Consider the following 25160-nt stretch of genomic DNA (forward strand, 5'->3'; position numbering starts at 1 on the left):
CGCCCGCCACCACGATCTTCGCGGAGGTGGTGGAGCGAGCCGCCCCGCCGTTAGAGCTTGCGAAGTCCACTGAGCACCCTTTCGAGCAGTGTCACGTCCGGCGTACCGCCGGCCTCTCCGTTGCCCGGCTGGTGGATGGCCACCATGCCGGCCTCTGCCAGGTCGGCCACGAGGATGCGCGCGACGCCGAGCGGCATCGACAGCAGGGCGGAGACCTCCGCGACCGACTTGACCTCGCGGCACAGCGTGCAGATGCGCTGGTGCTCGGGCAGCAGGCCGGACAGGTGCATCGGATCGGCGGTGGTGCTGACCAGCGCCTCGATGGCGAGCTGGTAGCGGGGCCGGGTCCGGCCGCCCGTCATCGCATACGGGCGCACAAGCGGCTGGTCGCCCTCCGAGTACGACGAGTCGTCGTACGCATCGGAGTAGGCGGGGGGCGGGGTCATTGATCCTCCGGGCTGGACAGCAGTGGTCAGCGTGCCGTCTGACGGGGCGGCCGGTGGGGGGACGGTATGACGGCCTGGCGGTGGTACTGGATCCCGGGGCGGGGGCCCCGGTCCCCCGGCCGGAAGTACCGTCCGGCCGGGAGAGGGGTGGGTCAGATGAGCAGGCTTCCCTGCAGCTCGGCGCGCAGGTCCGGGGTGAGGACCGTGCCTGCGCGGTCGACGAGGAGGGCCATCTCGTAGCCGACGAGGCCGATGTCGCACTCGGGGTGCGCGAGCACCGCGAGCGAGGACCCGTCGGAGATGGACATGAGGAAGAGGAATCCCCGGTCCATCTCGACCACGGTCTGGTTGACGGAGCCGCCCTCGAAGATGCGGGAGGCTCCGGCGGTCAGCGAGGTCAGTCCGGAGGCCACGGCCGCCAGCTGGTCGGCGCGGTCGCGCGGGAATCCGTCGGACATCGCCAGAAGGAGGCCGTCGGCGGAGACCACCACCGTGTGGGACACCCCGGGGGTGTTGTCCACGAAGTTGGTGATCAACCAGTTCAGGTTCTGTGCCGCCTGGCTCATCGAACTCAACTATCGCTCCTGCTGGTAAGTGGGGTCGATGTGGTAACTGCCGGTCGCCGGGCCGTTGTTCCCGGCCTGGCGGCCCTGCTGGATACCGCGTCGGAGGTTGGTCAGACGGCCGCGGACGTCGTCCGGGGCGCGCGAGACCTGGGGACCGGCCTGAGTGTCGGCCTGCTGCTGCGCGGTGCCGGCCACGAGGTTCGCCCGCGGTACCCGGCGGGGCAGCCCCGAAGTCGTGATGCCGCCGGCGGCGGGCTGGCGCACGCGCTCGGCCTGGCGCATCAGCTCGTCGTTCGGCGAGGACCGCCAGCTGACGGTCGGCGTGCTGCCGGTCGTCGCCGCGGCCGGCTCGGCCGGCGGCTCCTGGCCGCGCTGCGGCAGCGGCTGCTGCGGGCGCCGGGCGGGAGCGGGGGCCGGGGCGGCCGGGGCGGCGGCCTGCGGCTGCTGGGGCACCGCCGGCACCGGGCCGGTGGGGCGGGAGCCCTCCGACGGGTACCAGTTCGACTCCAGCGACTCGAAGATCGGGCTGCGCTCGGGGCCGCGGCCGGAGGCAGGCGGCAGCGCCTCGGGCTGCTGCGCCTGCGGCAGCTGCGGAGCCTGGGGGTACTGCGGCTGCTGGGGCTGCTGCGGGGCGAAGCCGCCGGCGCCGGGGCCGCCGGGCCGCGGGGCCTGGAAGTCCTGGCGGGCGAACTGGCCGGTGGCGGACTGGTCCGCCGCGCCGCGCACGTCGGGACGCTCGAACTGCCCCGTCGTGCTGTTGCCGCCGCCCATGCCCTGCGGGGGCGGGGCGTTGAAGTCCGGACGCGGGAACTCCGCCGTCGAGCCGGGGCCCGAGAGCTCGTCGTGGCCCCGCGGGAAGTCCTGGCCGCCCTGCCCGCCCTGGCGCGCCGGGTCGGCGCCCCAGCTGGTGGACTGCGGGCCACCCGAGCCCGGCAGCTCCGGGCGGGCGGCGCCGCCGCGCGGCGGCAGCTGCGGCCGCGGGCCGCGCTGCGCCGGGGCGGCCGGGGGCGCCGCGGGAGCGGAGGCCGGAGCCGAGGGGGCGGCGGGCTGCGGCGGCTGCGGCCGCTCGAAGCCGCTGCCCTGCGGGAAGCCGGCGGGGGCGGAAGCCGGGGGAGCCGCCGCGGGGCGCTGCTGGAGGCCGCCGGGAGCACCCGGGCCGCCGGGGCCCTGGCCGGGGCCGCCGGCCGGAGCGCGGTTCGGCGTCGGGGCACCGCCGCCGAAGCCGCCCTGGTCCTGTCCCGCCGGAGTGGCGGGCATGCCCGGACCGCCCTGCGGACGTCCGCCCGGGGCGCCCTGCTGCGGACGGCCGCCCTGCGGGCCGCCCGCGCCGCGCTGGCCGGCCAGCGCCGCGCGCTGGCCCATGGCCGCGGCCACACCGCTGCGCTGCGGGCCGGCGCCGACGCCCTGGCGGGCACCGCCGGCCGGGCCGGAGCCCTGGCCCGCGGGGGCGCCGGGACCGCCCTGGGCGCCCGCGGCACCCTGGCCGCCGGGAGCACCGGGGCCGCCCGGCTTCTTGCCGCCCTGGGCGACGTCCACCGGCAGCATGACGAGGGCCGTGGTGCCGCCCGAGTCGGACGGGCGCAGCTGGATGCGGATGCCGTGTCGCAGGGACAGGCGGCCGACCACGAAGAGGCCCATGCGGCGGGAGACGGAGACGTCCACGGTCGGCGGAGCGGCGAGCCGCTCGTTGATCGCGGCGAGGTCCTCGGGGGAGAGGCCGATGCCGGTGTCGTGGATCTCGACCAGCACGCGGCCGTCGGGCAGCGCGTGGCCGGTGACCTTGACCTTGGTCTGCGGGGAGGAGAACGACGTGGCGTTCTCCAGCAGCTCGGCGAGCAGGTGCACGAGGTCGTTGACGACGCGGCCGGCGACGTCGGTGCCGGGCACCGACGCCAGCTCGATGCGCTCGTACTGCTCCACCTCGGACGCCGCGGCGCGGAGCACGTCGACGAGCGGGACGGGGCGGGTCCACCGGCGGCCCGGCTCCTCGCCCGCGAGGACGAGGAGGTTTTCGCCGTTGCGGCGCATGCGGGTGGCGAGGTGGTCGAGCTTGAAGAGGGAGGACAGCTGGTCCGGGTCGGCCTCGCGGGACTCCAGCTCGGAGATGAGCGAGAGCTGGCGCTGGATGAGGCCCTGGGAGCGGCGCGAGAGGTTGGTGAACATCGCGTTGACGTTGCCCCGCAGGAGGGCCTGCTCGGCGGCGAGGCGGACCGCCTCGCGGTGCACGTCGTCGAACGCCGCGGCCACCTGGCCGATCTCGTCCCGGGTGTGCAGGCCGACGGACTCCACGGACGTGTCGACGTCCTGCGGGTCGGACTCGGACAGCTGCTTGACGAGCTCGGGCAGGCGGTCCTGGGCGACCCGGGTCGCGGTGTCCTGCAGGCGGCGCAGCGAGCCGATCATGGACCGGGCCATGACGAACGCGCCGACGAGGGACACGCCGAGGACGAGGAGGATCAGCGCACCGTTGATGATGGCATCGCGCTGCGACTCGTTCTTCAGCTCGCGGGCCTTCTGCTCCATGTCCTCGAGCAGGGTCAGCTCGATGACCTTCATGGCCTGGAGCTTGGTGTCGTCCGCGTCGTACCAGTCCATCCAGGAGCGGTACTGCGTCTCCTTCGCGAACTGGTTGGGGTTCGACAGGACGCGGCGGGTGTAGTGGTCCGCCTTGCCGATCTCGGGGTTGCCGTCGCCCAGCGCTGCGAGGAGGTCCTCGGAGTTGCCCTGGTAGACGAGTTCGAAGGTCTTCTTCGCCTGGCCCTCGCCGCGCTGCGCGGAGAGGGCGTACAGGCGGTCGTTCTCCGTGAGGTTGCCGGTCTTCTCGCCGCCGTCGGGCAGCGAGGCGGCGATGATGGCGCGCTGGATCGAGGCGTACTCCTTGGCGGAGGAGAACGCCGCCAGGGCGCGGGTACGCTTGATCATCTCCGGGCTGGAGGTGGCCTGCGCCATGTCCTGGGAGAGCGAGAGCAGCGAGACGATCAGCTGGTTGTACTCGGTGACGGTCTGCTGCGCGCCGTTCTGGTACGCGTTCCTGCGGACCGTCTCCAGGCTGGCGAGCTGGCGGCCGATCTGCAGGATGTTGTTGCGGATCGACTTGAGGGTCTCGTCCTTGTCCTCGGCGGTGTCGACGCGCTCGGTCGCGTTGGCGAAGGACTTCGCGGCGGCGTCGGTCTGCGCGCGGACGCCCGTGACGAGGGTGTCCATCTTGCCGGACTTGTCGGTCGACAGCGGACCCGCGGAGCGGTCGCGCTCCTCCTGGAGCGCGGCGGCCAGGTTGGTGGCCTGCCGGGTCATCGTCGTCAGCAGCTGCATGTGCTCCAGCTGCTCGATGTCGTTGAGCGAGTCGTTGATGCGGAAGCCGCCGAGGCTGGTGGCGGCGACGACGGGGAGGGTCAGCAGCGAGACCAGGCGCGTGCTGATGCGCCAGTTCTGCATGTGCAGGCGGGAGCCGGGCCCGGGAGGCGCCGCGGGTATCGCGGTGTCCTTCTCGGCCGGGGACTCGGCCGAGGCCTTGCCCTTGTTCCTGCTCCGGCCCTTGATGCGGGTGGCCTTGCTCTTCACGCCGCCCTTCGCACCGGCGGCGTCGGGGCCTGCGCCTTCGAGGGCCGGCCCGCGGCCTTGGGCGTGCTGGGGCGAGGAGCCTCGGTCGGTCCCGCCGCGAGGCTCCTGCTCCGCCGCAGCGTCCCCTCGGCCCTGAAGGGCCTGGGGAGACCCCTTGCCATCCCGCTTGAATCGTCCCTGCACTAGCGTCGCAACCTCTGGACCAGGCGTCCCGCCGGGCGACGGCTGGGACGGTGTCGAGTCGTGGGGCGCTTGCTTGCGGCCCCATGGTGGTCGTCGGTGACCGGCGCGTCATCCTTCCGTTCCCGCCGCGCGGCGCAGTCTCGCGCCACCTGCGCGCCGGGTGTCTCCCGCGGCGGTCCCGCGAATTCCAGCACAGTGGCGGATCTCCAACAAGGTGCGCGTGTCGGCCCCCGGAGTCGGCCACACGACGTGTTCGCAGAGCTACGTACGGTGTGGGACCTTTCGGGGTGAATCGGACTTACGCTGGTCAAACGCCCCGGTTGGCACGGTGTCCCAGTCGTAATGATCAGCAGCGGAATGGCTTATTCAGTGGCGCAATGTCCGTTTCGGCACCCGCAGTTGACTGTCCGTTATGCCTGCATTGCCCGGTCGCTGGTGAGCAAACTCACATGTTCGTGGCCAATACTTGCCGGTTCAGGCGGGGATTCCGATGTTTAGCCTTGCCCTTTACAGGGTTGAAGGAACCGACAACCCCACCCGACGACCGAGCCGAGGCCCGAGACTCCGATGAAGACGACGATGATGTTCCGCAACATAGCCAACCCGCGCCGCACCACCCTCGCGCACCTCAAGGACGCCGAGGAACTGCAGGCGCCGCAGGCTCCGGAGCACGCCGTCGAGCTGCCCACCCAGACCGCCAACCCGCGCCGCACCGTCCTGATGGACGCTCCGGCCGCCGCCCCCGCCGCCCCGTAGCGGCAGGCAGCGGACGCGCAGCCGCCGGCGCCCCGCGACGGGCCGCCGGCGAGAAGAGCGCCGGGCGCCGCCTCCCGCCGCGTTAGCCTGGAGTCCGCAGACTCCAGCCAGCGGAAATGACAGAGGGGCAGACGCAAAGCGTGCGCATCGCCAGGTTCTCGATCGACGGCAATGTCGCGTTCGGCGCGGTCGAGGGCGACTCGGCCCCCGGCGCCGGGGGCGAGGCCGTCCTCGACATCATCAAGGGCATCCCGTTCGCGGACTTCGAGCTGTCCGGCACGAAGGTCCCGCTGAGCAAGGTCCGGCTGCTGCCGCCCGTGCTCCCGAACAAGGTCGTGGCCGTCGGCCGCAACTACGCGGAGCACGCGGCGGAGCTCGGCAACACCGTGCCCGACGCGCCGATCACCTTCTTCAAGCCGTCCACCTCGGTGATCGGCCCCGGCGACCCGATCCCGTACCCCTCCTTCTCCCAGGACGTCCACCACGAGGCGGAGCTGGCCGTGGTGATCGGCCGGATGTGCCGCGAGGTCCCGCGCGAGCGGGTGGCCGAGGTCGTCCTCGGCTTCACCTGTGCCAACGACGTCACCGCCCGCGACGTGCAGAAGCGCGAGCAGCAGTGGGCCCGGGCCAAGGGGTTCGACGGCGCCTGCCCGCTCGGCCCCTGGATCGAGACCGGCATCGACCCGGCGGCCGTCGCCGCGGGCCTCGCCGTCCAGTGCACCGTCAACGGCGAGCAGCGCCAGCTCGGCAGCACCGCCGACATGGTCCGCTCCGTCGAGGACCTCGTCGTCCACATCAGCGAGGCGATGACGCTGCTCCCCGGCGACGTCATCCTCACGGGCACCCCGGCCGGAGTCGGCCCCCTCAGCGTCGGCGACGAGGTCGCCGTCACCATCGAAGGCATCGGCACTCTCACCAACAAGGTGATCAAGCGTGGCTAACGCGACCCCCGTCCGCGTACGTTTCTGTCCCTCGCCGACCGGCAACCCCCACGTGGGCCTGGTCCGCACCGCCCTGTTCAACTGGGCGTTCGCCCGCCACCACGGCGGCACGTTCGTCTTCCGCATCGAGGACACCGACGCGGCCCGCGACTCCGAGGAGTCGTACGTCCAGCTGCTGGACTCGCTGCGCTGGCTCGGCTTCACCTGGGACGAGGGCCCCGAGGTCGGCGGCCCGCACGCCCCGTACCGCCAGTCTCAGCGCATGGAGATCTACGCGGACATCGCGAAGAAGCTCAGGGACGGCGGCTACGCCTACGACTGCTACTGCACCACCGAGGAGCTCGACGCCCGCCGCGCGGCCGCCCGCGCCGCCGGCAAGCCCTCCGGCTACGACGGCCACTGCCGCGAGCTGACCGCCGTCCAGCTGGAGGCGTACCAGGGCGAGCACCGCACGCCGATCGTCCGCTTCCGGATGCCCGACGAGCCGATCACCTTCACCGACCTGGTCCGCGGCGAGCTGACCTTCACCCCGGAGAACGTGCCGGACTTCGGCATCCTGCGCGCCAACGGCGCCCCGCTCTACACGCTCGTCAACCCGGTCGACGACGCGCTGATGGAGATCACCCACGTCCTGCGCGGCGAGGACCTGCTCTCCTCCACCCCGCGCCAGATCGCCCTGTACAAGGCGCTGATCGAGCTCGGCGTCGCCAAGGCCGTCCCGCAGTTCGGCCACCTGCCGTACGTGATGGGCGAGGGCAACAAGAAGCTCTCCAAGCGCGACCCCGAGTCCTCGCTGAACCTCTACCGCGAGCGCGGCTTCCTCCCCGAGGGCCTGCTGAACTACCTCTCGCTGCTCGGCTGGTCCTTCTCCAAGGACCAGGACGTCTTCTCGATCGAGGAGATGGTGGCGAAGTTCGACATCGACGGCGTCAACGCCAACCCGGCCCGCTTCGACCTGAAGAAGGCCGAGGCGATCAACGCCGACCACATCCGCCGGCTGGACGAGAAGGCCTTCGCCGACGCGTGCGCCCCGTGGCTGCAGGCCCCCTTCGCCAACTGGGAGCCCGGGGACTTCGACGCAGACGCCTGGGCGGCCATCGCACCGTACGCCCAGACCCGCGTCACCGTCCTGTCGGACATCACCGCGAACGTCGACTTCCTCTTCCGCAAGGAGCCGGTCGACGACCAGGCCTCCTGGGACAAGGCCATGAAGGGCGACCCCGCGGCCCTGCTGACCTCGGCCCGCGCCCGCCTGGAGACGGCCGACTGGAACGACCCCGAGTCGCTCAAGCAGGCCGTCCTCGCCGCGGGCGAGGCCCACGGCCTCAAGCTCGGCAAGGCGCAGGCGCCGGTCCGCGTCGCCGTCACCGGCCGCACCGTCGGCCTGCCGCTCTTCGAGTCCCTCCAGATCCTGGGCAGGGACCGCTCGCTGGCGCGCATCGACGCCGCCCTGGCCAAGCTGGCCGCCACCGCCGCCTGACCCGCGGCGCCGCCGTCCCGCAGGGGGCGGCCTCCGGACCCTCCGGAGGCCGCCCCCTGCGGCGTCCTCCGGCCGCCTCGGCCACGGGTACCGGGCCGGACTTCGCCGTACGCCCGCGGCGGCGCGCGCCGGGGCGTAGCCTCGGCGGTATGCCGATCCGCGCCGTGCTCTGGGACATCGACGACACCCTGTTCGACTACACCGGGGCCGACACCGCCGGGCTCGCGCGCCGGCTCGCCGAGGTCGGCCTGGGGGAGCGCTACGGCTCGCCCGCCGAGGCGCTCGCGCTGTGGCGGGAGGCCACAGTCCGCCAGTGGGACCGCTTCGCGGCCGGGAAGACCACCTTCCAGGGGCAGCGGCGCGACAGGGTGCGGGACTTCCTCGGGGAGCCGGCGATGGCCGACGCCGAGGCCGACGCCTGGTTCGACCGCTACGTCGAGCACTACAAGGCCGCCTGGGCGGTCTTCCCCGACGTCGTGCCCGCCCTGGACGCGCTGGCGGGCCGCTACCGGCACGGCGTGCTCTCCAACTCCTCCAGCGCCAACCAGGACCCCAAGCTCCGCCACCTCGGGCTGCGCGAGCACTTCGAGGTGCTCGTGTGCGCCGCCGAGCTGGGCGTCAGCAAGCCGGAGGCCGCCGCCTTCCTCGCGGCCTGCGAGGCGCTCGGGCTGCCTCCGGCCGAGGTCGCGTACGTCGGCGACCAGCCGGAGATCGACGCACGGGGCGCCCGGGACGCCGGGCTGACCGCGGTGTGGCTGGATCGCGACGGTCTACGCGGCCCCGGGCCGGCCGGAGTGCACCGGATCGCGGGGCTCGCCCAGCTCGCGGAGGTGCTGGCGCTGGATACCCGTTTTGGAGCACGGTCAGCCATCCGGTAATGTTCTTTCTGCGCCGCCGGAGCGGGCCGAAAGGCCGGAGACGGAGACGCAGCCCGAAGAAAATCCCCACAGGGGATTGACTTCTGGTGGGGTATGGTGTAATTGGCAACACGAGGGTTTCTGGTTCCCTTATTCTAGGTTCGAGTCCTGGTACCCCAGCGCAGTGCAGCAGTAACGCAGTGCTTTGCCCCCGTTGTGTAGCGGCCTAGCACGCCGCCCTCTCAAGGCGGTAGCGCCGGTTCGAATCCGGTCGGGGGTACAGATCCTTCCCGCGAGGGGTCCTGGGTAGCTCCCGGACATCTTGATGCAGGATCGCCAGGGCCCCCGTTGTGTAGCGGCCTAGCACGCCGCCCTCTCAAGGCGGTAGCGCCGGTTCGAATCCGGTCGGGGGTACTGAGGTCTGGTTCAGACCACCTTGGGCTATGGTGTAATTGGCAACACGAAGGTTTCTGGTTCCTTTGTTCTAGGTTCGAGTCCTGGTAGCCCAGCGCAGTGCAGCAGCAGCTGCAAGGCACGCCCCCGTTGTGTAGCGGCCTAGCACGCCGCCCTCTCAAGGCGGTAGCGCCGGTTCGAATCCGGTCGGGGGTACACAGAGGAGAGGCCCTCCGCGTTCATCGCGGAGGGCCTCTTCGTGTTGTCCGGCCGCCCGCCGCCCCGTTGCAGAAGTACGGGCCCGGAGGCGCGTGTTCGGACGTGTGCGGCGTCGTACGCGCCCCCGGGCCCGGGGGAGTGGGAGGGGGAGGGGCGGGCGGTCAGCCCGCGCGGCGCAGGGCTTCCGTGAGGCGCGCCGCGGCGTCGATGACGGCCTGGGCGTGCATCCGGCCCGGGTGGCGCGTCAGGCGCTCGATCGGCCCGGACACCGACACGGCCGCCACCACGCGGTTCGACGGCCCGCGCACCGGCGCCGAGACGGACGCCACACCCGGCTCCCGCTCGCCGATCGACTGCGCCCAGCCGCGGCGCCGCACGCCCGACAGCGCCGTCGCCGTGAAGCGCGCGCCCTGGAGGCCGCGGTGCAGCCGCTCCGGCTCCTCCCAGGCCATCAGGATCTGCGCGGCGGAGCCCGCCTTCATCGGGAGCGTGGAGCCCACCGGGACGGTGTCCCGCAGGCCCGACAGCCGCTCCGCGGCCGCCACGCAGATGCGCATGTCGCCCTGCCGGCGGTAAAGCTGCGCGCTCTCGCCCGTCACATCGCGAAGGTGGGTCAGTACCGGTCCCGCCGTGGCCAGCAGCCGGTCCTCGCCGGCCGCGGCGGCGAGCTCCGCCAGCCGCGGTCCGAGGATGAACCGGCCCTGCATGTCCCTCGCCACCATCCGGTGGTGTTCCAGTGCCACGGCCAGGCGATGTGCCGTGGGTCGTGCGAGCCCTGTCGCCGCGACCAGCCCGGCGAGGGTGGCCGGACCGGACTCCAGTGCGCTCAAAACCAGAGCTGCCTTGTCGAGAACGCCGACGCCGCTAGAGTTGTCCATGAAACGATATTCACGTCTCACACTGTGAAACGCAAGTTCAAATTTTCCAAGAACCAGCGAGTCTGTATGTGCGGGTCCACGAACCACTGGGTCCGAGGCCGTCGTCCGGCACGTGGGGTACCGGCGATCAGGCGCACCACATCTCTATGAAGCGCCGGCCGTACCGGCCGGCCGGAGGGAAAGCGATGGGTAGGACACTCGCGGAGAAGGTCTGGGACGACCACGTCGTCCGGCGCGCCGAAGGCGAGCCCGACCTCCTCTTCATCGATCTGCACCTGCTGCACGAGGTGACCAGCCCCCAGGCCTTCGACGGCCTGCGGCAGGCCGGCCGCAAGGTCCGCCGTCTCGACCTCACCATCGCGACCGAGGACCACAACACCCCCACCCTCGACATCGACAAGCCGATCGCCGACCCGGTCTCCCGGGCCCAGCTGGAGACGCTGCGCAAGAACTGCGCCGAGTTCGGGGTGCGCCTGCACCCGCTGGGCGACGTCGAGCAGGGCGTCGTCCACGTCGTGGGACCGCAGCTGGGCCTGACCCAGCCCGGCACCACCGTGGTCTGCGGCGACTCCCACACCTCGACGCACGGCGCCTTCGGCGCCCTCGCCTTCGGCATCGGCACCAGCCAGGTCGAGCACGTCCTGGCCACCCAGACGCTGCCCATGGCCCGCCCCAAGACGATGGCGATCACCGTCACCGGCGAGCTGGCCGAGGGCGTCACCGCCAAGGACCTGATCCTGGCGATCATCGCCAGGATCGGCACCGGCGGCGGCCAGGGCTACGTCATCGAGTACCGCGGCGAGGCCGTCGAGAAGCTGTCGATGGAAGCCCGCATGACCATCTGCAACATGTCGATCGAGGCCGGCGCCCGCGCCGGCATGATCGCCCCCGACCAGACGACCTTCGACTACCTGAAGGGCCGCGACCACGCCCCGACCGGCGAGGACTGGGACGCCGCGGTCGCCTACTGGAAGACGCTGCGCACCGACGACGACGCCGTCTTCGACGCGGAGGTCGTCATCGACGGCGCCTCCCTGTCCCCGTTCGTCACCTGGGGCACCAACCCGGGCCAGGGCGCACCGCTGTCGGCGAACGTCCCCGACCCGGCTTCGTACGAGGACGCCTCGGAGCGCCTGGCGGCCGAAAAGGCCCTGGAGTACATGGGGTTGACCGCCGGGCAGCCGCTGCGCGACATCCGTGTGGACACCGTCTTCGTAGGCTCCTGCACCAACGGCCGGATCGAGGACCTCCGCGCCGTCGCCGGCGTCATCAAGGGCCGCAAAGTCGCCGACGGCGTACGGATGCTGGTCGTCCCCGGCTCCGTCCGCGTCGCCCTGCAGGCGGTGGAGGAGGGCCTGGACCAGGTCTTCAAGGACGCGGGCGCCGAATGGCGGCACGCCGGCTGCTCCATGTGCCTGGGCATGAACCCCGACCAACTGGCCCCCGGCGAGCGCTCCGCCTCCACCTCGAACCGCAACTTCGAGGGCCGGCAGGGCAAGGGCGGCCGCACCCACCTGGTCTCCCCCCAGGTCGCCGCGGCCACCGCGGTCCTGGGCCACCTGGCCTCGCCCGCCGACCTGTCCGACGCCCACGCCACCGCCGGAGTCTGAACCATGGAAGCCTTCACCACCCACACCGGCCGGGCCGTGCCGCTGCGCCGCAGCAACGTCGACACCGACCAGATCATCCCGGCCCACTGGCTCAAGAAGATCACCCGCGACGGGTTCGAGGACGGGCTCTTCGAGGCCTGGCGCAAGGACCCCGGCTTCATCACCAACCGCCCCGAGCGCGCCGGGGCCACCGTGCTGGTCGCCGGCCCCGACTTCGGCACCGGCTCCTCCCGCGAGCACGCCGTCTGGGCGCTGCAGAACTTCGGGTTCAAGGCGGTGATCTCCTCCCGCTTCGCCGACATCTTCCGGGGCAACTCCCTGAAGAACGGGCTGCTGACGGTGGTCCTGCCGCAGGAGACCGTCGAGCGGCTGTGGGAGCTGACCGAGGCCGACCCGGCCGCCGAGGTGACCGTCGACCTGGTCGCCCGGCAGGTCCGCGCGGCGGGCATCGAGGCCGAGTTCGAGCTCGACGACAACGCCCGCTGGCGCCTGCTGGAGGGGCTGGACGACATCTCCCTCACCCTTCAGAACGAAGCCGACATCGCCGCGTACGAAAGCACCAGGCCGAGCCACAAGCCGCGTACGATTCGCGCCTGATTACAGTCTGAGCAGCGCTTATTCACCGCCGGGTGATCACGGCGAGAACTCTGTGCCCCCCGCCCCAGGGCGGGGGGCACAGCCGTGTGTTGAGGCCCCGTGAGGCGACAACTCGCCCCAGATGGCACAATCTGTGCATGGAACGCGACAGTCAACTGGAGCTCTGCCACCTCGTCGCGGACCGATTGAAAGAAGCACACACACGGGTGCGCACGCTGCAAGTCCCGGAGGGCGTAAGGATGGCGCTGTCCCGGAAGCTGCTGGTCGTCACGGCCGCGGCGAAGCATGATCTCGCCGATGCGGCAAGGCGCCTGGACAGGTTGATGAAGGACCTCGACGAGGGTCGATTCCCTGAAGGCGACTGATGCGAAGGAACTCCGCAACGGGCACTCCCGTTGCGGCACTAGGGTGATTAGCCCGTTTCGTGTTTGATTTGCGGTATATATCCGCCTAACGTGCGAAATAAGCTTGAACACATTCGTTCTGGCGAGGTCTCCGAAGGGGAAGACGTGAACAAGGCGCAGCTCGTAGAAGCGATTGCCGACAAGCTGGGCGGCCGCCAGCAGGCCGCCGACGCCGTCGACGCGGTACTGGACGCCATGGTCCGCGCGGTCGTGGCGGGCGACCGGGTCTCGGTCACCGGCTTCGGCTCGTTCGAGAAGGTCGACCGGCCGGCCCGCTACGCCCGGAACCCGCAGACGGGTGAGCGCGTCCGGGTCAAGAAGACCTCGGTTCCCCGCTTCCGCGCGGGCCAGGGCTTCAAGGACCTGGTCAGCGGCACCAAGAAGCTCCCCAAGGGCGACGAGGTGGCCGTGAAGAAGGCCCCCAAGGGCAGCCTGATGGCGGCGGCCGCCGCCGGGGGCAGCCGCAGCACGGTCAAGAAGGCCGCGGCGAAGAAGACCACCGCGAAGAAGGCCGCCCCGGCCAAGAAGGCGACCACCGCCGCGAAGACCGCGACGGCGAAGAAGACCACCGCGAAGAAGACGGCGGCGACGGCCAAGAAGTCCGCGCCGGCGGCGAAGAAGACCACCGCCGCGGCCAAGAAGACCACCGCGTCGAAGAGCACCGCCGCCGCGAAGAAGACCACCGCGAAGACCACCGCGCCGGCGAAGAAGGCCGCCGCGAAGAAGGCGCCCGCCAAGAAGGCGACGGCGCGCAAGACCACCACCGCGAAGAAGACGACCGCCCGCAAGAAGTAGCTCCGGGCGCGTCGCACACACGTCGGGCCGACTCCCCTCGGGGAGCCGGCCCGCGGTGCGTCCGCGCAGGCCGGAGCCGGTAGGGCGAGCCCCGGACACCCGCCCGGACGGCCCGGCTGGTGCTGTGGCCGGGAAGCGGCCTCAGTGCTAGAAGGTCTGCAGGGTGACCAGGGTGATCCGCAGGGACGCCCCGCGCCCCTCCGTCTCGATCCGCACCCGCTGCCCCGGCCGCAGCAGCCGCAGGCCGCCCGCCTCGAACGCGGGGGCGTCGAACGGCACCGGAGTGCCGTCGTCGAGCAGCACGCTGCCGCTGCGGGTCGTCGGGTCGTACGTGTACGCGGTCGCCTGCATACGGGCACTGTATCGGGCGGTGTGCCGGCCCACCCCCAGCGCGAGCGCCGCCCGCAGGTCCGCCCCCGTGTCCACGTCCCGCCGGACGCTGTCCACCCCGGACAGGGGGATTTCCACCGCGCCCGACGCGGAATGCCGCGCCCGCGACGGGCCGCCGAACGCGGGTGCCAATTCCGACTCCGGACCCGCGGAAAGCAGCGTCGTACCGAATCCCGCGGCATCCGCGAGAAATGCCCGGGGAAATACGGATGCGGTTTCGAGCACGCGTAGCAATTCCCCCGGGCGCAGCGCGGGCAGATCCGCGTTCATCGCGGCCACCGCCGCCCGCGGACGGCCCGCCCGGGCCCGGCGCGCCCCGTGCGCCAGCGCCGCATTGAGGCCCGCGCCGGGCGCGTCCGCGACGATGCGCGCCCCGAGCCGGGCCAGTTCCCCGCCGGCCGCCGCGTCGTCCGTCACCACCACCACGTCGCGCACCGCCGGGCAGGCCAGCGCGCCGGCCACGGTGTCCTGCGCGAACGCCAGCGCCAGCCCCGGCCGGGCAGCGCCCACGGCCGCCGCGAGGCGGCTCTTGGCCACCGCGAGGGGCTTGAGCGGGATCACCAGGCTCCAGACGGCGTCCGTGGCGGACTCCTTCCCTCCGTGGGCGGCGGCGCGGCCGCCCACCGGGGCCGGCCGCGGTCCGCCCGCCGTGCAGGCGCCCATTGTCGCCCGAGCCCCGACCCGGGCCCCGGCCCGCCGGAGCGGGGCGTACGGTGTTCTCGACAGAGACCGGGCCGGGCGCCACACTTGTCCGGCCCGCACAGGTGCCCCAGCCGCGCACCGGTCGTAGAGGAAGGTGTCCGAGTGTCCCGCCGCAGAATCGGCTTCTGGTACCGCCTGGCCGCGGTCATCGCAAAACCGCCGCTGGTCGTGTTCTTCAAGCGGGACTGGCGGGGAATGGAACACATTCCGGCCGACGGCGGGTTCATCACCGTCGTCAACCACAACTCGTACCTGGACCCGCTGTCGTACGCGCACTTCCAGTACAACAGCGGCCGGGTGCCCCGCCTCCTCGCCAAGGCCGCGCTCTTCAAGGTCCCCTTCGTCGGCGCCATCCTCCGCGGCTCCGGCCAGATCCCGGTCTACCGGGAGACCACCAACGCCCTGGACGCCTTCCGGGCCGCCGTCGAGGCGATCCAGCGCGGCGAGTGCGTCGCCTTCTACCCCGAGGGCACCCTCACCCGCGACCCCGACATGTGGCCGATGGCCGGCAAGACCGGCGCCGCCCGCGTCGCCCTCATGACCAGGGCGCCCGTCATCCCGGTGGCCCAGTGGGGCGCCAACCTGGCCATGCCGCCGTACGCCAAGGAGAACAAGGTCCGCCTCTTCCCCCGCAAGACCCTCCAGGTCCTCGCCGGGCCGCCCGTGGACCTCTCCGCGTACTACGACCGGGAGCCCACGCCGGAGGTCCTCAAGGAGGCCACCGAGGCCATCATGGCGGCCATCACCCGGCTGCTGGAGGAACTGCGCGGCGAGAAGGCGCCCGACCAGCCCTACGACCACCGCAAGGCCAGGGCGGAACAGCGGCGCAAGGCCGCGGAACAGGACCACAAGTGACCGCTCCCGTGAAGGCCGCCGTCTTCGGAACCGGCTCCTGGGGAACCGCCTTCGGCATGGTGCTCGCCGACGCCGGCTGCGAGGTGGTCCTGTGGGGCCGCCGCCGGGAGCTCGCCGACGCCGTCAACACCACCCGGACCAACCCCGACTACTTCCCCGGCGTGGAGCTCCCCGCGGGCATCCGCGCCACCACCGACGCGGCCGAGGCCGCGCGCGGCGCCGACTTCGCCGTCCTCGCCATCCCCTCCCAGACCCTGCGCGGCAACCTCGCCGAGTGGGCCCCGCTGCTGCCGCCCGACGCCGTCCTCGTCTCCCTGATGAAGGGCATCGAACTGGGCACCGCCAAGCGGATGAGCGAGGTCATCGAGGAGGTCGCCAAGGTCCCGCCGGCCCGCGTCGCCGTCGTCACCGGCCCCAACCTGGCCCGCGAGATCGTCGCCCGGCAGCCCGCTGCCGCCGTCGTCGCCTGCTCCGACGAGGCCGTCGCCCAGCGCCTCCAGGCGGCCTGCCACACCCCCTACTTCCGCCCCTACACCAGCACCGACGTCATCGGCTGCGAGCTCGGCGGAGCGGTGAAGAACGTCATCGGCCTCGCCGTCGGCATCGCCGACGGCATGGGCCTGGGCGACAACACCAAGGGCTCCCTGATCACCCGCGGTCTCGCCGAGGCGACCCGCCTGGGCCTCGCCATGGGCGCCGACCCGCTCACCTTCTCCGGCCTCGCCGGCCTCGGCGACCTGGTCGCCACCTGCTCCTCGCCGCTCTCCCGGAACCACACCTTCGGCACCAACCTCGGCCGCGGCATGACCCTGGAGGAGACCATCGCGGTCACCAAGCAGACCGCCGAGGGAGTCAAGTCCTGCGAGTCCGTGGCCGATCTGGCCCGCCGCCACGGCGTCGACATGCCGATCACCGAGACCGTCGTCGAGATCGTCCACCACGGCAAGCCGCCGCTGGTCGCGCTGAAGGAGCTGATGGCGCGCAGCGCCAAACCGGAGCGGCGCTGACTCCTTTCCGGACGTATGAGCGGGTACCCTCGTGGCGATATGAGCAGCGAGAACCTCCCCCAGTCCCCTGAGCAGCAGGGCCGCAAGCCCCGCGTGGCGGTCGTGTTCGGCGGCCGCAGCTCGGAACACGCCATCTCGGTCGTCACCGCGGGCGCCGTGCTGCGCGCCATCGACCGCTCCAAGTACGAGGTGCTGCCCATCGGCATCACCGCGGACGGGCGGTGGGCGCTGACCGCCGACGAGCCCGAGCGGATGGCCATCGCCGACCGCCGGCTGCCGAGCGTCGCCGAACTCGCCGAGTCGGACGAGGGCGGCGTCGTGCTCTCCGTCGACCCGGCCAGCCGCGAGGTCGTCTACACGGAGCCGGGCGCCGTCCCCAAGGCCCTGGGCGAGGTCGACGTCGTCTTCCCGATGCTGCACGGCCCCTACGGCGAGGACGGCACCCTGCAGGGCCTGCTGGAGCTCTCCGGCGTCCCCTACGTCGGCTCGGGCGTCCTCGCCTCCGCCGTCGGCCAGGACAAGGAGTACATGAAGCGGGTCTTCACCTCCTTCGGCCTGGCCGTCGGCCCCTACCTGACCGTCCGCCCCCGCGAGTGGCAGGCCGACCCGGAGGCGGCGAAGGCCCGCATCCTGGACTTCGCCGCCGAGCACGGCTGGCCGCTGTTCGTGAAGCCCGCCCGGGCCGGCTCGTCCATCGGCATCACCAAGGTCGACGACGTCTCCGGCCTCGACGCGGCGATCCGCGAGGCGCAGCGCCACGACCCGAAGGTCATCGTCGAGGCGCTGCTGCGCGGCCGCGAGATCGAGTGCGGCGTCCTGGAGTTCGAGGACGGCCCGCGCGCGAGCGCGCCCGCCGAGATCCCGCCGGTCTCCAGCCACGACTTCTACGACTTCGAGGCCAAGTACATCGACTCGGCGGCGGGCATCGTGCCGGCCCCGCTCACCCCGGAGCAGACCGCCGAGGTGCAGCGGCTCGCGGTCGAGGCCTTCGAGGCCGCCTCCTGCGAGGGCCTGGTGCGCGCCGACTTCTTCCTCACCGAGGACGGCACGTTCGTCATCAACGAGATCAACACCATGCCGGGGTTCACGCCGATCTCCATGTACCCGCGGATGTGGCAGGAGTCGGGCGTCTCCTACCCGGAGCTGGTGGACCGCCTGATCCAGGCGGCCCTGCGCCGGCCCACGGGGCTGCGCTAGACGGCGCCCCGGGCCGCGGCCCGCACGACGCAGACCGCCCGCCGGGGGTTCCCGGCGGGCGGTCGGTGTGCGCGCGGGGCGCGGGTCAGGAGGCGATCCCCTCGGGAACGGCGGCGGCCACCGCGGCGGACAGCCCGACCAGCATCCCCGCGTCGGCGGCGTGCTCCCTGGCGACCACGACCTCCGTGTACGCCAGCCGCATCCCGGTGGTGAACCGGAACGACCCGTCGTCCTGCTTCTCCAGCAGCCAGGCCACCCCGTTGACGTGGATGCCCTCCTGGTTCGGATCGAGCATCTTCGCGGGCTTGGGGACGCCGCACCGCAGTACGATCGCCGAGCCGCCCCACGCGGCGGTCAGCTCGGACTCCGGCTCGGTCGGGGTCCGAGCGAGGCCGGCCACCGTCTCCGGAAGCCTCTCGTGCAGCGCCGCACAGTGGCCCGCGACGTCGGCGGGCGGAGCGGGCGGCGGGTCCACACGGGCCCCGCCGCCGGGGGAGCAGCCCGCCAGGGCGGCCGCCGCGGCCACGGCGGTCAGGGCGGTCACACGGAAAGGCCGGCGGTGTACGGACATCACCGGCCAAGAGTAGACGGGGGCTACAGATGGACCACCGGGCAGGTCAGGGTGCGGGTGATGCCCTCCACCTGCTGGACCTTGGCCACGACCATGCGGCCGAGCTCGTCCACGGTGTCGGCCTGGGCGCGGACGATCACGTCGTACGGGCCGGTCACGTCCTCCGCCTGGATCACCCCCGGGATCTTGCCGATGGACTCGGCGACGAACGACGCCTTGCCCACCTCGGTCTGGATGAGGATGTACGCCTGTACCACAAAACCTCCAGGGCGGCCACGAGGATCGATTCCCCTAACCTCAGGGCGGGCCCGTGGACAGCGGGCGGGCCCGGGGAAGAAGGGACGCCACGGTACCGCGTCGCCGCGCACCGCGGGGAGACCCGGGTGGACGGCGCCACGCACAGCGGGGCGTACGGAGAGCAGAAGTTGACGTATCAGTTGACGGTACCCAGAGCTGTGACGGATCGCGACCGCAAGCGGACTGGGCAAGAAGGGGCACAGCGATGAAGGGCACTGTGGGCGAGCTGGGGGAGTTCGGGCTCATTCGGGAGCTCACCTCACGGCTCACCACCACCCCCGCGGTCCGGCTCGGACCCGGCGACGACGCGGCCGTGGTGTCCGCCCCCGACCGCAGGGTCGTGGCGAGCACGGACATCCTGCTGGAGGGCCGGCACTTCCGGCGCGACTGGTCCACGGCCTACGACGTCGGCCGCAAGGCGGCCGCGCAGAACCTCGCCGACATCGCCGCCATGGGTGCGGTGCCCACGGCGCTGCTGCTCGGCCTCGTCGTCCCGGCCGAACTGCCGGTCACCTGGCCCACCGAGCTGATGGACGGGCTGCGCGACGAGTGCCAGGTCGCCGGGGCCGCCGTCGTCGGCGGGGACGTCGTCCGCGGCGAGACGATCACCGTCTCCATCACCGCCCTCGGCGACCTCCGCAACCACGAGCCCGTGCTGCGCTCCGGCGCCCAGCCCGGCGACGTCGTGGCCGTCACCGGCTGGCTCGGCTGGTCCGCCGCCGGCTTCGCGGTCCTCTCGCGCGGCTTCCGGTCCCCGCGGGCGTTCGTCGAGGCGCACCGCCGCCCCGAGCCGCCCTACCACGCGGGCCCCGCCGCGGCCGGGCTCGGCGCCACCGCCATGACCGACGTCAGCGACGGCCTGATCGCCGACCTCGGGCACATCGCGGAGGCCAGCGCCGTGCGGATCGACCTGCGCTCGGCGGCCGTGGACATCCCGACGCAGATGCACGACATCGGCCAGGCCGTCGGCGTCGACCCCTTGCAGTGGGTGCTCACCGGGGGAGAGGATCACGCCATCGTGGCGACCTTCCCGCCCGACGTGAAGCTGCCCGCCCGCTGGAAGGTCATCGGGGAGGTGCTGAACCGGTCCGCGCTGCCGCAGGTGACCGTGGACGGCGCGCCCTGGACCAGCACGGGCGGATGGGACCACTTCGGCTCCGACCCGTCCACCGAGGAGACCCCGAGATGAGCGATGCGCCGCCGCTGTGCCTGACCGTGGCCGGATCGGACTCCGGCGGCGGCGCCGGCATCCAGGCCGACCTCAAGACCATGCTCGCCCTCGGCGTGCACGGGATGAGCGTGGTCACCGCGGTCACCGCCCAGAACTCCCTCGGCGTCCGCGGCGTCTGGGAGCTGCCCCCCGAGGCCGTCACCGCCCAGTACCGGGCCGTCGCGGACGACATCGGGGTCCAGGCCGTGAAGACGGGCATGCTGGCCTCCGCGGCCCTCGTCGAGACGGTGGCCGCGCTGCTCGCCGACACCGGCGCCCCGGCCGTCGTGGACCCCGTCGGTGTCTCCAAGCACGGAGACGCGCTGCTCGCCGCCTCGGCGCTGGAGGCCGTACGCCGCGAGCTGCTGCCGCGCGCGACGGTGGCCACGCCCAACCTGGACGAGGTGGCGCAGCTTACCGGCGTGGTCGTGGAGGACGAGGACGGCATGCGGCGGGCCGCCGACGCGGTCCTCGCCCTCGGCCCCGAGTGGGCGCTGGTCAAGGGCGGACACCTCGCCGCCCACGGCGACGAGGCCGCCGACCTGCTCACCGACGGCGAGACCGCGCTGTGGCTGCGGGCGCCCCGGCACGACAACCGGCACACGCACGGCACCGGCTGCACCCTCGCCAGCGCCGTCGCGGCCGGACTCGCCAAGGGGCAGGACGTCCCGCAGGCCGTCATGGAGGCCAAGGAGTACGTGACCGGCGCCATCGCCGCCGGCTTCGCGCTCGGCGGCGGCATCGGGCCCGTCGACCACGCCTGGCAGTGGCACCGCTGATCCGTCACGTCCCGCGGCCCCCGGACCGCCCCTCAACCCGAGGGGCGGGCTCCCGGCCGCGGGACCCGGACCGCCACCGGGCAAGGCAAAAGGCCGGTCCACGGGGTGGACCGGCCTTCTTGGCAACCGGGAAGGGCTGCGCTACGACGTGGGAGCGTCAGCGCGAGACCTTGCCGGCCTTGATGCACGAGGTGCAGGCGTTGAGGCGCTTCGGCGTCCCACTGACCACGGCACGCACGCGCTGGATGTTCGGGTTCCAGCGACGGGACGTACGGCGGTGCGAGTGCGAGATGTTGTTGCCGAAGCCCGGCCCCTTGCCGCAAACGTCGCAGTTGGCAGCCACAGGTCACTCCAAAGACTTCAGATGCACTTACAGTGAAATCCGGCGCACCGGATCAGAGATCTGAAGTGGTTTGCCGGGGAAGACCCGACGGTCGTCGGGCAACCGGAGCAGCATACAACGACTGCTCCCGTCCCAAAAAACTACCATGGCCGCCGTCCCGCCCGCCCCGCGGTCCCGACGTCCCGGCACCGCCCCGTTACCCTGCGGTGAACCCTGGCCCGCACAAGGAGGAACGCCCGGTGCCGCACGAGCAGCAGCCGCAGCCCTTCGACGAGTTCGACGCCGAAGCGGTGCGCACCTGGAGCTCGCTGGCCGTGGCCGCGCTGGGCCGGGCCCGCGCCGACATCGACGCGATCAACGTCTACCCCGTCGCGGACGCCGACACCGGCACCAACCTCTACCTCACCGCCGAGTCCGCCGACCGCGCCCTGGGCGCCGCCGGCGCCGCCGGCCTCGTACCCGCCGTGCAGGCCTGGGCCCGCGGGGCGCTCATAGGCGCCCGCGGCAACTCCGGCACCATTCTCGCCCAGCTGCTGCGCGGCGTGGCCGACGGCCTCGGCGACACCCCCGGCGACAGCGGCCCCGGCCCCCGCCTGGCGCACGCCCTGACCCGGGCCGCGCAGGAGGCCTACCAGGCCGTCGCGCACCCGGTGGAGGGCACCATGCTCACCGTCGCCGCGGCCGCCGCGCGGGCCGCCGAGGCGGCCGGGGCCGCCGCCGGGACGGCTGCGGACGTCGCCCGCGCCGCCTACGACGGGGCCCGCGCGGCCCTCGCCGAGACCCCGGGGCAGCTGGCCGAGCTGGGCCGGGCGGGCGTCGTCGACGCCGGGGGCTGCGGGCTCGTCGCCGTCCTCGGGGCGCTGCGGCAGGCGCTGTCCGGGCAGGAGCCCGAGGCCGGGGCCGCCGGCGGGCCGGCCGCCGCGCTGCTGCCGCAGCCTGGGCCGTGCGGCGCCGGGGAGGAGCCCGACGGGCCGGCGTACGAGGTGCTGTACCTGCTGGAGGCCGCCGAACCGGCTGTCGGGCGGCTGCGCGAGCGGCTGGACGGCCTCGGCGACTCCCTCGTGGTGGTCGGCGGCGACGGCCTGTGGAACGTCCACGTCCATGTCGACGACCCCGGGGCCGCCGTCGAGGCCGGCGTCGAGGCCGGACGGCCGTACCGGATCCGCATCACCCACTTCGGCGACGAGCGCCGCCGCCGCACCCCCGCCGAGCGCGCCCAGCGCGCCGTCGTCGCGGTCGTCCCCGGCGAGGGCCTGGCCGCCCTGTGCGGAGAGGCCGGCGCCACCACCGTCCTCGCCCCGCCCGGAGCGGCCCCCGACGCCGACGGGCTCACCGCCGCCATCCGGCGCGCCCACGCCCGCGAGGTCGTCCTGCTGCCCGGCGGGCCCGACCAGCGCGCCGCCGCGCACGCCGCCGCCGAGCGGGCCCGCGCCGACGGCGTGCGCGTCGCGGTGATCCCCACCCGGTCCGCCGTCCAGGGCCTCGCGGCCCTCGCCGTCCACGACCCGGAGGGCACCTTCGACGAGGACGTCGTCGCCATGACCTCCGCGGCCGGAGCCACCCGCTACGCCGAACTCGCCGTCGCCGAACGGCAGTCGTTCACCTCCGCCGGCATCTGCCAGGCCGGGGACGTGCTCGGCCTCATCGACGGGGACGTCGCCGTCATCGGCTCCGGACTCGCCGAGACCGCGGAGGCCGTCCTCGCCCGCATGCTGGGATCCGGCGGAGAACTCGTCACCCTCGTCCTCGGACCGGACGCGCCCGACGCCCTCGCCGAGCGGCTGGAGGCGTACGTCCAGCACGGGCACCTCGCGGTGGACACCGTCACCTACCAGGGCGGCCGGCACTCCGCCCCGCTGCTGATCGGGGTCGAATAGCCGCGGTGTCGGCGACATGGTGTGCAATGAACGGGTGCCCGCGCTCGACGAAGACCTCAAGAAGACGCTCGGCCCCGCCACCGCCAAGGTGCTGGCCGAACAGCTCGGCCTGCACACGGTCGGCGACCTGCTGCACCACTACCCGCGCCGGTACGCCGAGCGCGGCGAGCTGACGTCGCTCGCCGACCTGGGCGACCAGCTCGACGAGCACGTGACGGTGGTCGCGCAGGTCGCCGACGCCCGCGTCCACACCTTCAACGGAGGGCGGGGCAGACGCCTGGAGGTGACCATCACGGACGGGTACGGCCGCCTCCAGCTGGTCTTCTTCGGCTCCGGCGTGCACAAGCCGCACAAGGACCTGCTGCCGGGCAGCCGGGCGATGTTCGCGGGCAAGGTGGGCAGGTTCAACCACCGCCTCCAGCTCTCGCACCCCGCGTACGAACTGCTGGGCGCCGACGCCGGGGCCTCTGCGGTCGACGCGTTCGCCAACCAGCTCATCCCGATCTACCCGGCCTGCGCCAAGCTGGAGAGCTGGAAGATCGCCAAGGCCGTGGACGCGGTGCTGCCGAGCGCGCAGGAGGCCGCGGACCCGCTGCCGCCCGCGCTGCGCGAGGGCCGCGGGCTGCTCACCCTCCCCGAGGCGCTCCTCAAGGTCCACCGCCCGCGCACCAAGGCCGACGTCGCGCAGGCCCGCGACCGCCTCAAGTGGGACGAGGCCTTCGTCCTCCAGGTCGCCCTGGCCCGCCGCAGGCACGCCGACTCCCAGCTGCCCGCCGTCCCGCGCCGCCCCGCGCCCGGCGGCCTGCTCGACGCCTTCGACGCCCGGCTGCCGTTCACCCTCACCGAGGGCCAGCAGGCCGTCTCCCGGGAGATCCTCGACGACCTGGCCACCGAGCACCCCATGCACCGCCTCCTCCAGGGCGAGGTCGGCTCGGGCAAGACACTGGTGGCCCTGCGCGCGATGCTCACCGTGGTGGACGCCGGCGGACAGGCCGCGATGCTCGCGCCCACCGAGGTCCTCGCGCAGCAGCACCACCGCTCGATCACCGAGATGATGGGCGAACTCGCCGAGGGCGGCATGCTGGGCGGCTCCGACCTCGGCACCAAGGTCGTCCTGCTCACCGGCTCCATGGGCGCGCCCGCCCGCCGGCAGGCCCTGCTCGACCTCGTCACCGGCGAGGCCGGCATCGTCATCGGCACCCACGCGCTGATCGAGGACAAGGTGCAGTTCCACGACCTCGGCCTGGTCGTCGTGGACGAGCAGCACCGCTTCGGGGTCGAGCAGCGCGACGCCCTGCGCTCCAAGGGCAGGCAGCCGCCGCACCTGCTGGTGATGACCGCCACCCCGATCCCGCGCACCGTCGCGATGACCGTCTTCGGCGACCTGGAGACCTCCGTCCTCGACCAGCTGCCCGCCGGGCGCTCCCCGATCGCCACCCACGTGGTGCCCGCGAAGGACAAGCCGCACTTCCTCACCCGCGCCTGGGAGCGGGTCCGCGAGGAGGTGGAGAAGGGCCACCAGGCGTACGTGGTGTGCCCCCGCATCGGCGACGAGGAGGACGAGAAGAAGGCCGCCAAGGCGGCGGGGTCCCCTGAGGACGAGGCCGAGAAGCGGCCCCCGCTCGCCGTCCTGGAGACCGCCGAGAAGCTGCGCACCGGGCCGCTGGCCGGGCTCGCGGTGGAGGTGCTGCACGGCAGGATGGACCCGGCCGACAAGGACGACGCCATGCGGCGGTTCGCCGCCGGCGAGGTCCAGGTGCTGGTCGCCACCACCGTCATCGAGGTCGGCGTGAACGTCCCCAACTCCACCGTCATGGTGATCATGGACGCGGACCGGTTCGGCGTATCCCAGCTCCACCAGTTGCGCGGCCGCGTCGGCCGCGGCTCCGCCCCGGGCCTGTGCCTGCTGGTCAGCGAGATGCCCGAGGCAAGCCCGGCCCGTGCCCGGCTGGCCGCGGTGGCCGCGACCCTCGACGGGTTCGAACTGTCCCGGATCGACCTGGAGCAGCGCCGCGAGGGCGACGTGCTCGGCCAGGCCCAGTCCGGTGTCCGCTCCTCGCTGCGCATGCTCGCCGTCATCGAGGACGAGGAGATCATCGCCCAGGCCCGCGACGAGGCCGCCCGGACGGTTGCCGCCGACCCCGAGCTGGAGCACCTGCCCGCGCTGCGCACGGCTCTCGACGCCCTGCTGGACGAGGAGCGCGAGCAGTACCTGGAGAAGGGCTGAGCACCGGCCGGAGCGGGCC

22 protein-coding genes, 5 tRNA genes and 2 pseudogenes are annotated in these 25160 nt (G+C 72.9%); 20 read left to right on the plus strand and 9 right to left on the minus strand.

Annotated features, from left to right (window positions below):
* The 4 genes and pseudogenes from ACZ462_RS26855 to ACZ462_RS26870 all read right to left on the minus strand — a co-directional run.
* Positions 1-70: pseudogene (locus ACZ462_RS26855) on the minus strand (ATP-binding protein); the annotation flags it as partial.
* Complete coding sequence (locus ACZ462_RS26860) at positions 51-446, minus strand: DUF742 domain-containing protein (protein WP_125541140.1); 396 nt, start codon at positions 444-446, stop codon at positions 51-53. The gene ACZ462_RS26860 and the pseudogene ACZ462_RS26855, both read right to left, overlap by 20 nt.
* Positions 447-598: 152 nt before the next feature.
* Positions 599-1012 (minus strand): roadblock/LC7 domain-containing protein, encoded by a 414-nt coding sequence (locus ACZ462_RS26865; protein ID WP_468144253.1) that lies wholly within the window; start codon positions 1010-1012, stop codon positions 599-601.
* 9 nt (positions 1013-1021) lie between these two features.
* Complete coding sequence (locus tag ACZ462_RS26870; protein WP_467807679.1) at positions 1022-4756, minus strand: sensor histidine kinase; 3735 nt, start codon at positions 4754-4756, stop codon at positions 1022-1024.
* Positions 4757-5323: 567 nt separating this feature from the next.
* On the opposite strand from ACZ462_RS26870, the gene ACZ462_RS26875 reads away from it, so the two are divergent.
* The 9 genes from ACZ462_RS26875 to ACZ462_RS26915 all read left to right on the plus strand — a co-directional run bounded on the left by ACZ462_RS26875 (position 5324) and on the right by ACZ462_RS26915 (position 9399).
* Entirely contained in the window at positions 5324-5512 is a 189-nt protein-coding gene (locus ACZ462_RS26875; RefSeq protein WP_125541138.1) for a hypothetical protein, read from the plus strand.
* 140 nt (positions 5513-5652) lie between these two features.
* On the plus strand, positions 5653-6453 hold the full coding sequence (locus tag ACZ462_RS26880) for a fumarylacetoacetate hydrolase family protein (protein ID WP_467807677.1): 801 nt from the start codon (positions 5653-5655) through the stop codon (positions 6451-6453).
* Entirely contained in the window at positions 6446-7933 is a 1488-nt protein-coding gene (gene gltX / locus ACZ462_RS26885) for a glutamate--tRNA ligase (protein ID WP_467807676.1), read from the plus strand. The genes ACZ462_RS26880 and gltX overlap by 8 nt, the downstream gene beginning before the upstream one ends.
* Positions 7934-8082: 149 nt before the next feature.
* Positions 8083-8811, plus strand: a complete 729-nt coding sequence (locus tag ACZ462_RS26890) for an HAD family hydrolase (RefSeq protein WP_467807675.1) — start codon at positions 8083-8085, stop codon at positions 8809-8811.
* 87 nt (positions 8812-8898) lie between these two features.
* A tRNA-Gln gene (locus ACZ462_RS26895) sits at positions 8899-8970 on the plus strand.
* Positions 8971-8997: 27 nt separating this feature from the next.
* Positions 8998-9070: transfer RNA gene (locus ACZ462_RS26900), tRNA-Glu, on the plus strand.
* A gap of 61 nt (positions 9071-9131) precedes the next feature.
* A tRNA-Glu gene (locus ACZ462_RS26905) sits at positions 9132-9204 on the plus strand.
* 23 nt (positions 9205-9227) lie between these two features.
* Positions 9228-9299: transfer RNA gene (locus ACZ462_RS26910), tRNA-Gln, on the plus strand.
* Between the two features lie 27 nt (positions 9300-9326).
* Positions 9327-9399, plus strand: a tRNA-Glu gene (locus ACZ462_RS26915).
* A gap of 164 nt (positions 9400-9563) precedes the next feature.
* Here the strand turns inward: ACZ462_RS26915 and ndgR are convergent.
* Entirely contained in the window at positions 9564-10280 is a 717-nt protein-coding gene (gene ndgR / locus ACZ462_RS26920; RefSeq protein ID WP_114054338.1) for an IclR family transcriptional regulator NdgR, read from the minus strand.
* A 185-nt stretch (positions 10281-10465) separates the two neighbouring features.
* On the opposite strand from ndgR, the gene leuC reads away from it, so the two are divergent.
* From leuC to ACZ462_RS26940, 4 genes are all read left to right on the plus strand, one after another.
* A complete protein-coding gene (gene leuC, locus ACZ462_RS26925; RefSeq protein WP_467807674.1) occupies positions 10466-11890 on the plus strand; it encodes a 3-isopropylmalate dehydratase large subunit in 1425 nt (474 codons plus the stop codon).
* A gap of 3 nt (positions 11891-11893) precedes the next feature.
* Entirely contained in the window at positions 11894-12487 is a 594-nt protein-coding gene (leuD, locus tag ACZ462_RS26930; RefSeq protein ID WP_467807673.1) for a 3-isopropylmalate dehydratase small subunit, read from the plus strand.
* Positions 12488-12624: 137 nt separating this feature from the next.
* Positions 12625-12852, plus strand: coding sequence for an SCO5555 family protein (locus ACZ462_RS26935; protein ID WP_467807672.1), 228 nt, complete (start codon positions 12625-12627; stop codon positions 12850-12852).
* Positions 12853-12996: 144 nt separating this feature from the next.
* Complete coding sequence (locus ACZ462_RS26940; RefSeq protein WP_467807670.1) at positions 12997-13686, plus strand: HU family DNA-binding protein; 690 nt, start codon at positions 12997-12999, stop codon at positions 13684-13686.
* 348 nt (positions 13687-14034) lie between these two features.
* Here the strand turns inward: ACZ462_RS26940 and cofC are convergent.
* Positions 14035-14739 (minus strand): annotated as a pseudogene (gene cofC, locus ACZ462_RS26945) (2-phospho-L-lactate guanylyltransferase); the annotation flags it as partial.
* A gap of 141 nt (positions 14740-14880) precedes the next feature.
* Between cofC and ACZ462_RS26950 the strand changes: the two are divergent.
* Genes ACZ462_RS26950 through ACZ462_RS26960 form a run of 3 tightly spaced genes read left to right on the plus strand, consistent with a single transcriptional unit; the run spans position 14881 to position 17837 of the window.
* Positions 14881-15633 (plus strand): lysophospholipid acyltransferase family protein, encoded by a 753-nt coding sequence (locus ACZ462_RS26950; RefSeq protein WP_467807668.1) that lies wholly within the window; start codon positions 14881-14883, stop codon positions 15631-15633.
* Positions 15630-16640 (plus strand): NAD(P)H-dependent glycerol-3-phosphate dehydrogenase, encoded by a 1011-nt coding sequence (locus ACZ462_RS26955; RefSeq protein ID WP_467807667.1) that lies wholly within the window; start codon positions 15630-15632, stop codon positions 16638-16640. Before ACZ462_RS26950 ends, ACZ462_RS26955 begins: the two co-directional genes overlap by 4 nt.
* Before the next feature lie 39 nt (positions 16641-16679).
* Positions 16680-17837, plus strand: a complete 1158-nt coding sequence (locus ACZ462_RS26960; RefSeq protein WP_467807666.1) for a D-alanine--D-alanine ligase family protein — start codon at positions 16680-16682, stop codon at positions 17835-17837.
* An 85-nt stretch (positions 17838-17922) separates the two neighbouring features.
* Here the strand turns inward: ACZ462_RS26960 and ACZ462_RS26965 are convergent, their stop codons facing one another.
* Positions 17923-18381: a DUF3515 family protein gene (locus tag ACZ462_RS26965; protein WP_467807664.1), complete on the minus strand. Its 459-nt coding sequence runs from the start codon at positions 18379-18381 to the stop codon at positions 17923-17925.
* A gap of 50 nt (positions 18382-18431) precedes the next feature.
* Positions 18432-18665 carry an Lrp/AsnC family transcriptional regulator gene (locus ACZ462_RS26970; protein ID WP_114054348.1) on the minus strand — a complete coding sequence of 78 codons (234 nt, stop codon included), beginning with the start codon at positions 18663-18665 and terminating at the stop codon, positions 18432-18434.
* Between the two features lie 245 nt (positions 18666-18910).
* Here ACZ462_RS26970 and ACZ462_RS26975 point away from each other — a divergent pair, with 245 nt between their 5' ends.
* On the plus strand, positions 18911-19894 hold the full coding sequence (locus tag ACZ462_RS26975; RefSeq protein ID WP_467807662.1) for a thiamine-phosphate kinase: 984 nt from the start codon (positions 18911-18913) through the stop codon (positions 19892-19894).
* On the plus strand, positions 19891-20694 hold the full coding sequence (gene thiD, locus ACZ462_RS26980) for a bifunctional hydroxymethylpyrimidine kinase/phosphomethylpyrimidine kinase (protein ID WP_467807661.1): 804 nt from the start codon (positions 19891-19893) through the stop codon (positions 20692-20694). Before ACZ462_RS26975 ends, thiD begins: the two co-directional genes overlap by 4 nt.
* 157 nt (positions 20695-20851) lie before the next feature.
* Here thiD and rpmB read toward each other — a convergent pair whose 3' ends face one another.
* Positions 20852-21037, minus strand: coding sequence for a 50S ribosomal protein L28 (rpmB, locus tag ACZ462_RS26985; RefSeq protein WP_064070327.1), 186 nt, complete (start codon positions 21035-21037; stop codon positions 20852-20854).
* Between the two features lie 239 nt (positions 21038-21276).
* Here rpmB and ACZ462_RS26990 point away from each other — a divergent pair, with 239 nt between their 5' ends.
* Together ACZ462_RS26990 and recG are read left to right on the plus strand one after the other, a co-directional pair.
* A complete protein-coding gene (locus ACZ462_RS26990) occupies positions 21277-22914 on the plus strand; it encodes a DAK2 domain-containing protein (protein ID WP_467807660.1) in 1638 nt (545 codons plus the stop codon).
* A gap of 16 nt (positions 22915-22930) precedes the next feature.
* Positions 22931-25141: an ATP-dependent DNA helicase RecG gene (gene recG, locus ACZ462_RS26995; RefSeq protein ID WP_467807658.1), complete on the plus strand. Its 2211-nt coding sequence runs from the start codon at positions 22931-22933 to the stop codon at positions 25139-25141.
* Positions 25142-25160 lie beyond the last annotated feature (19 nt).

It is taken from the genome of Streptomyces sp. NPDC031121 (assembly GCF_055570615.1).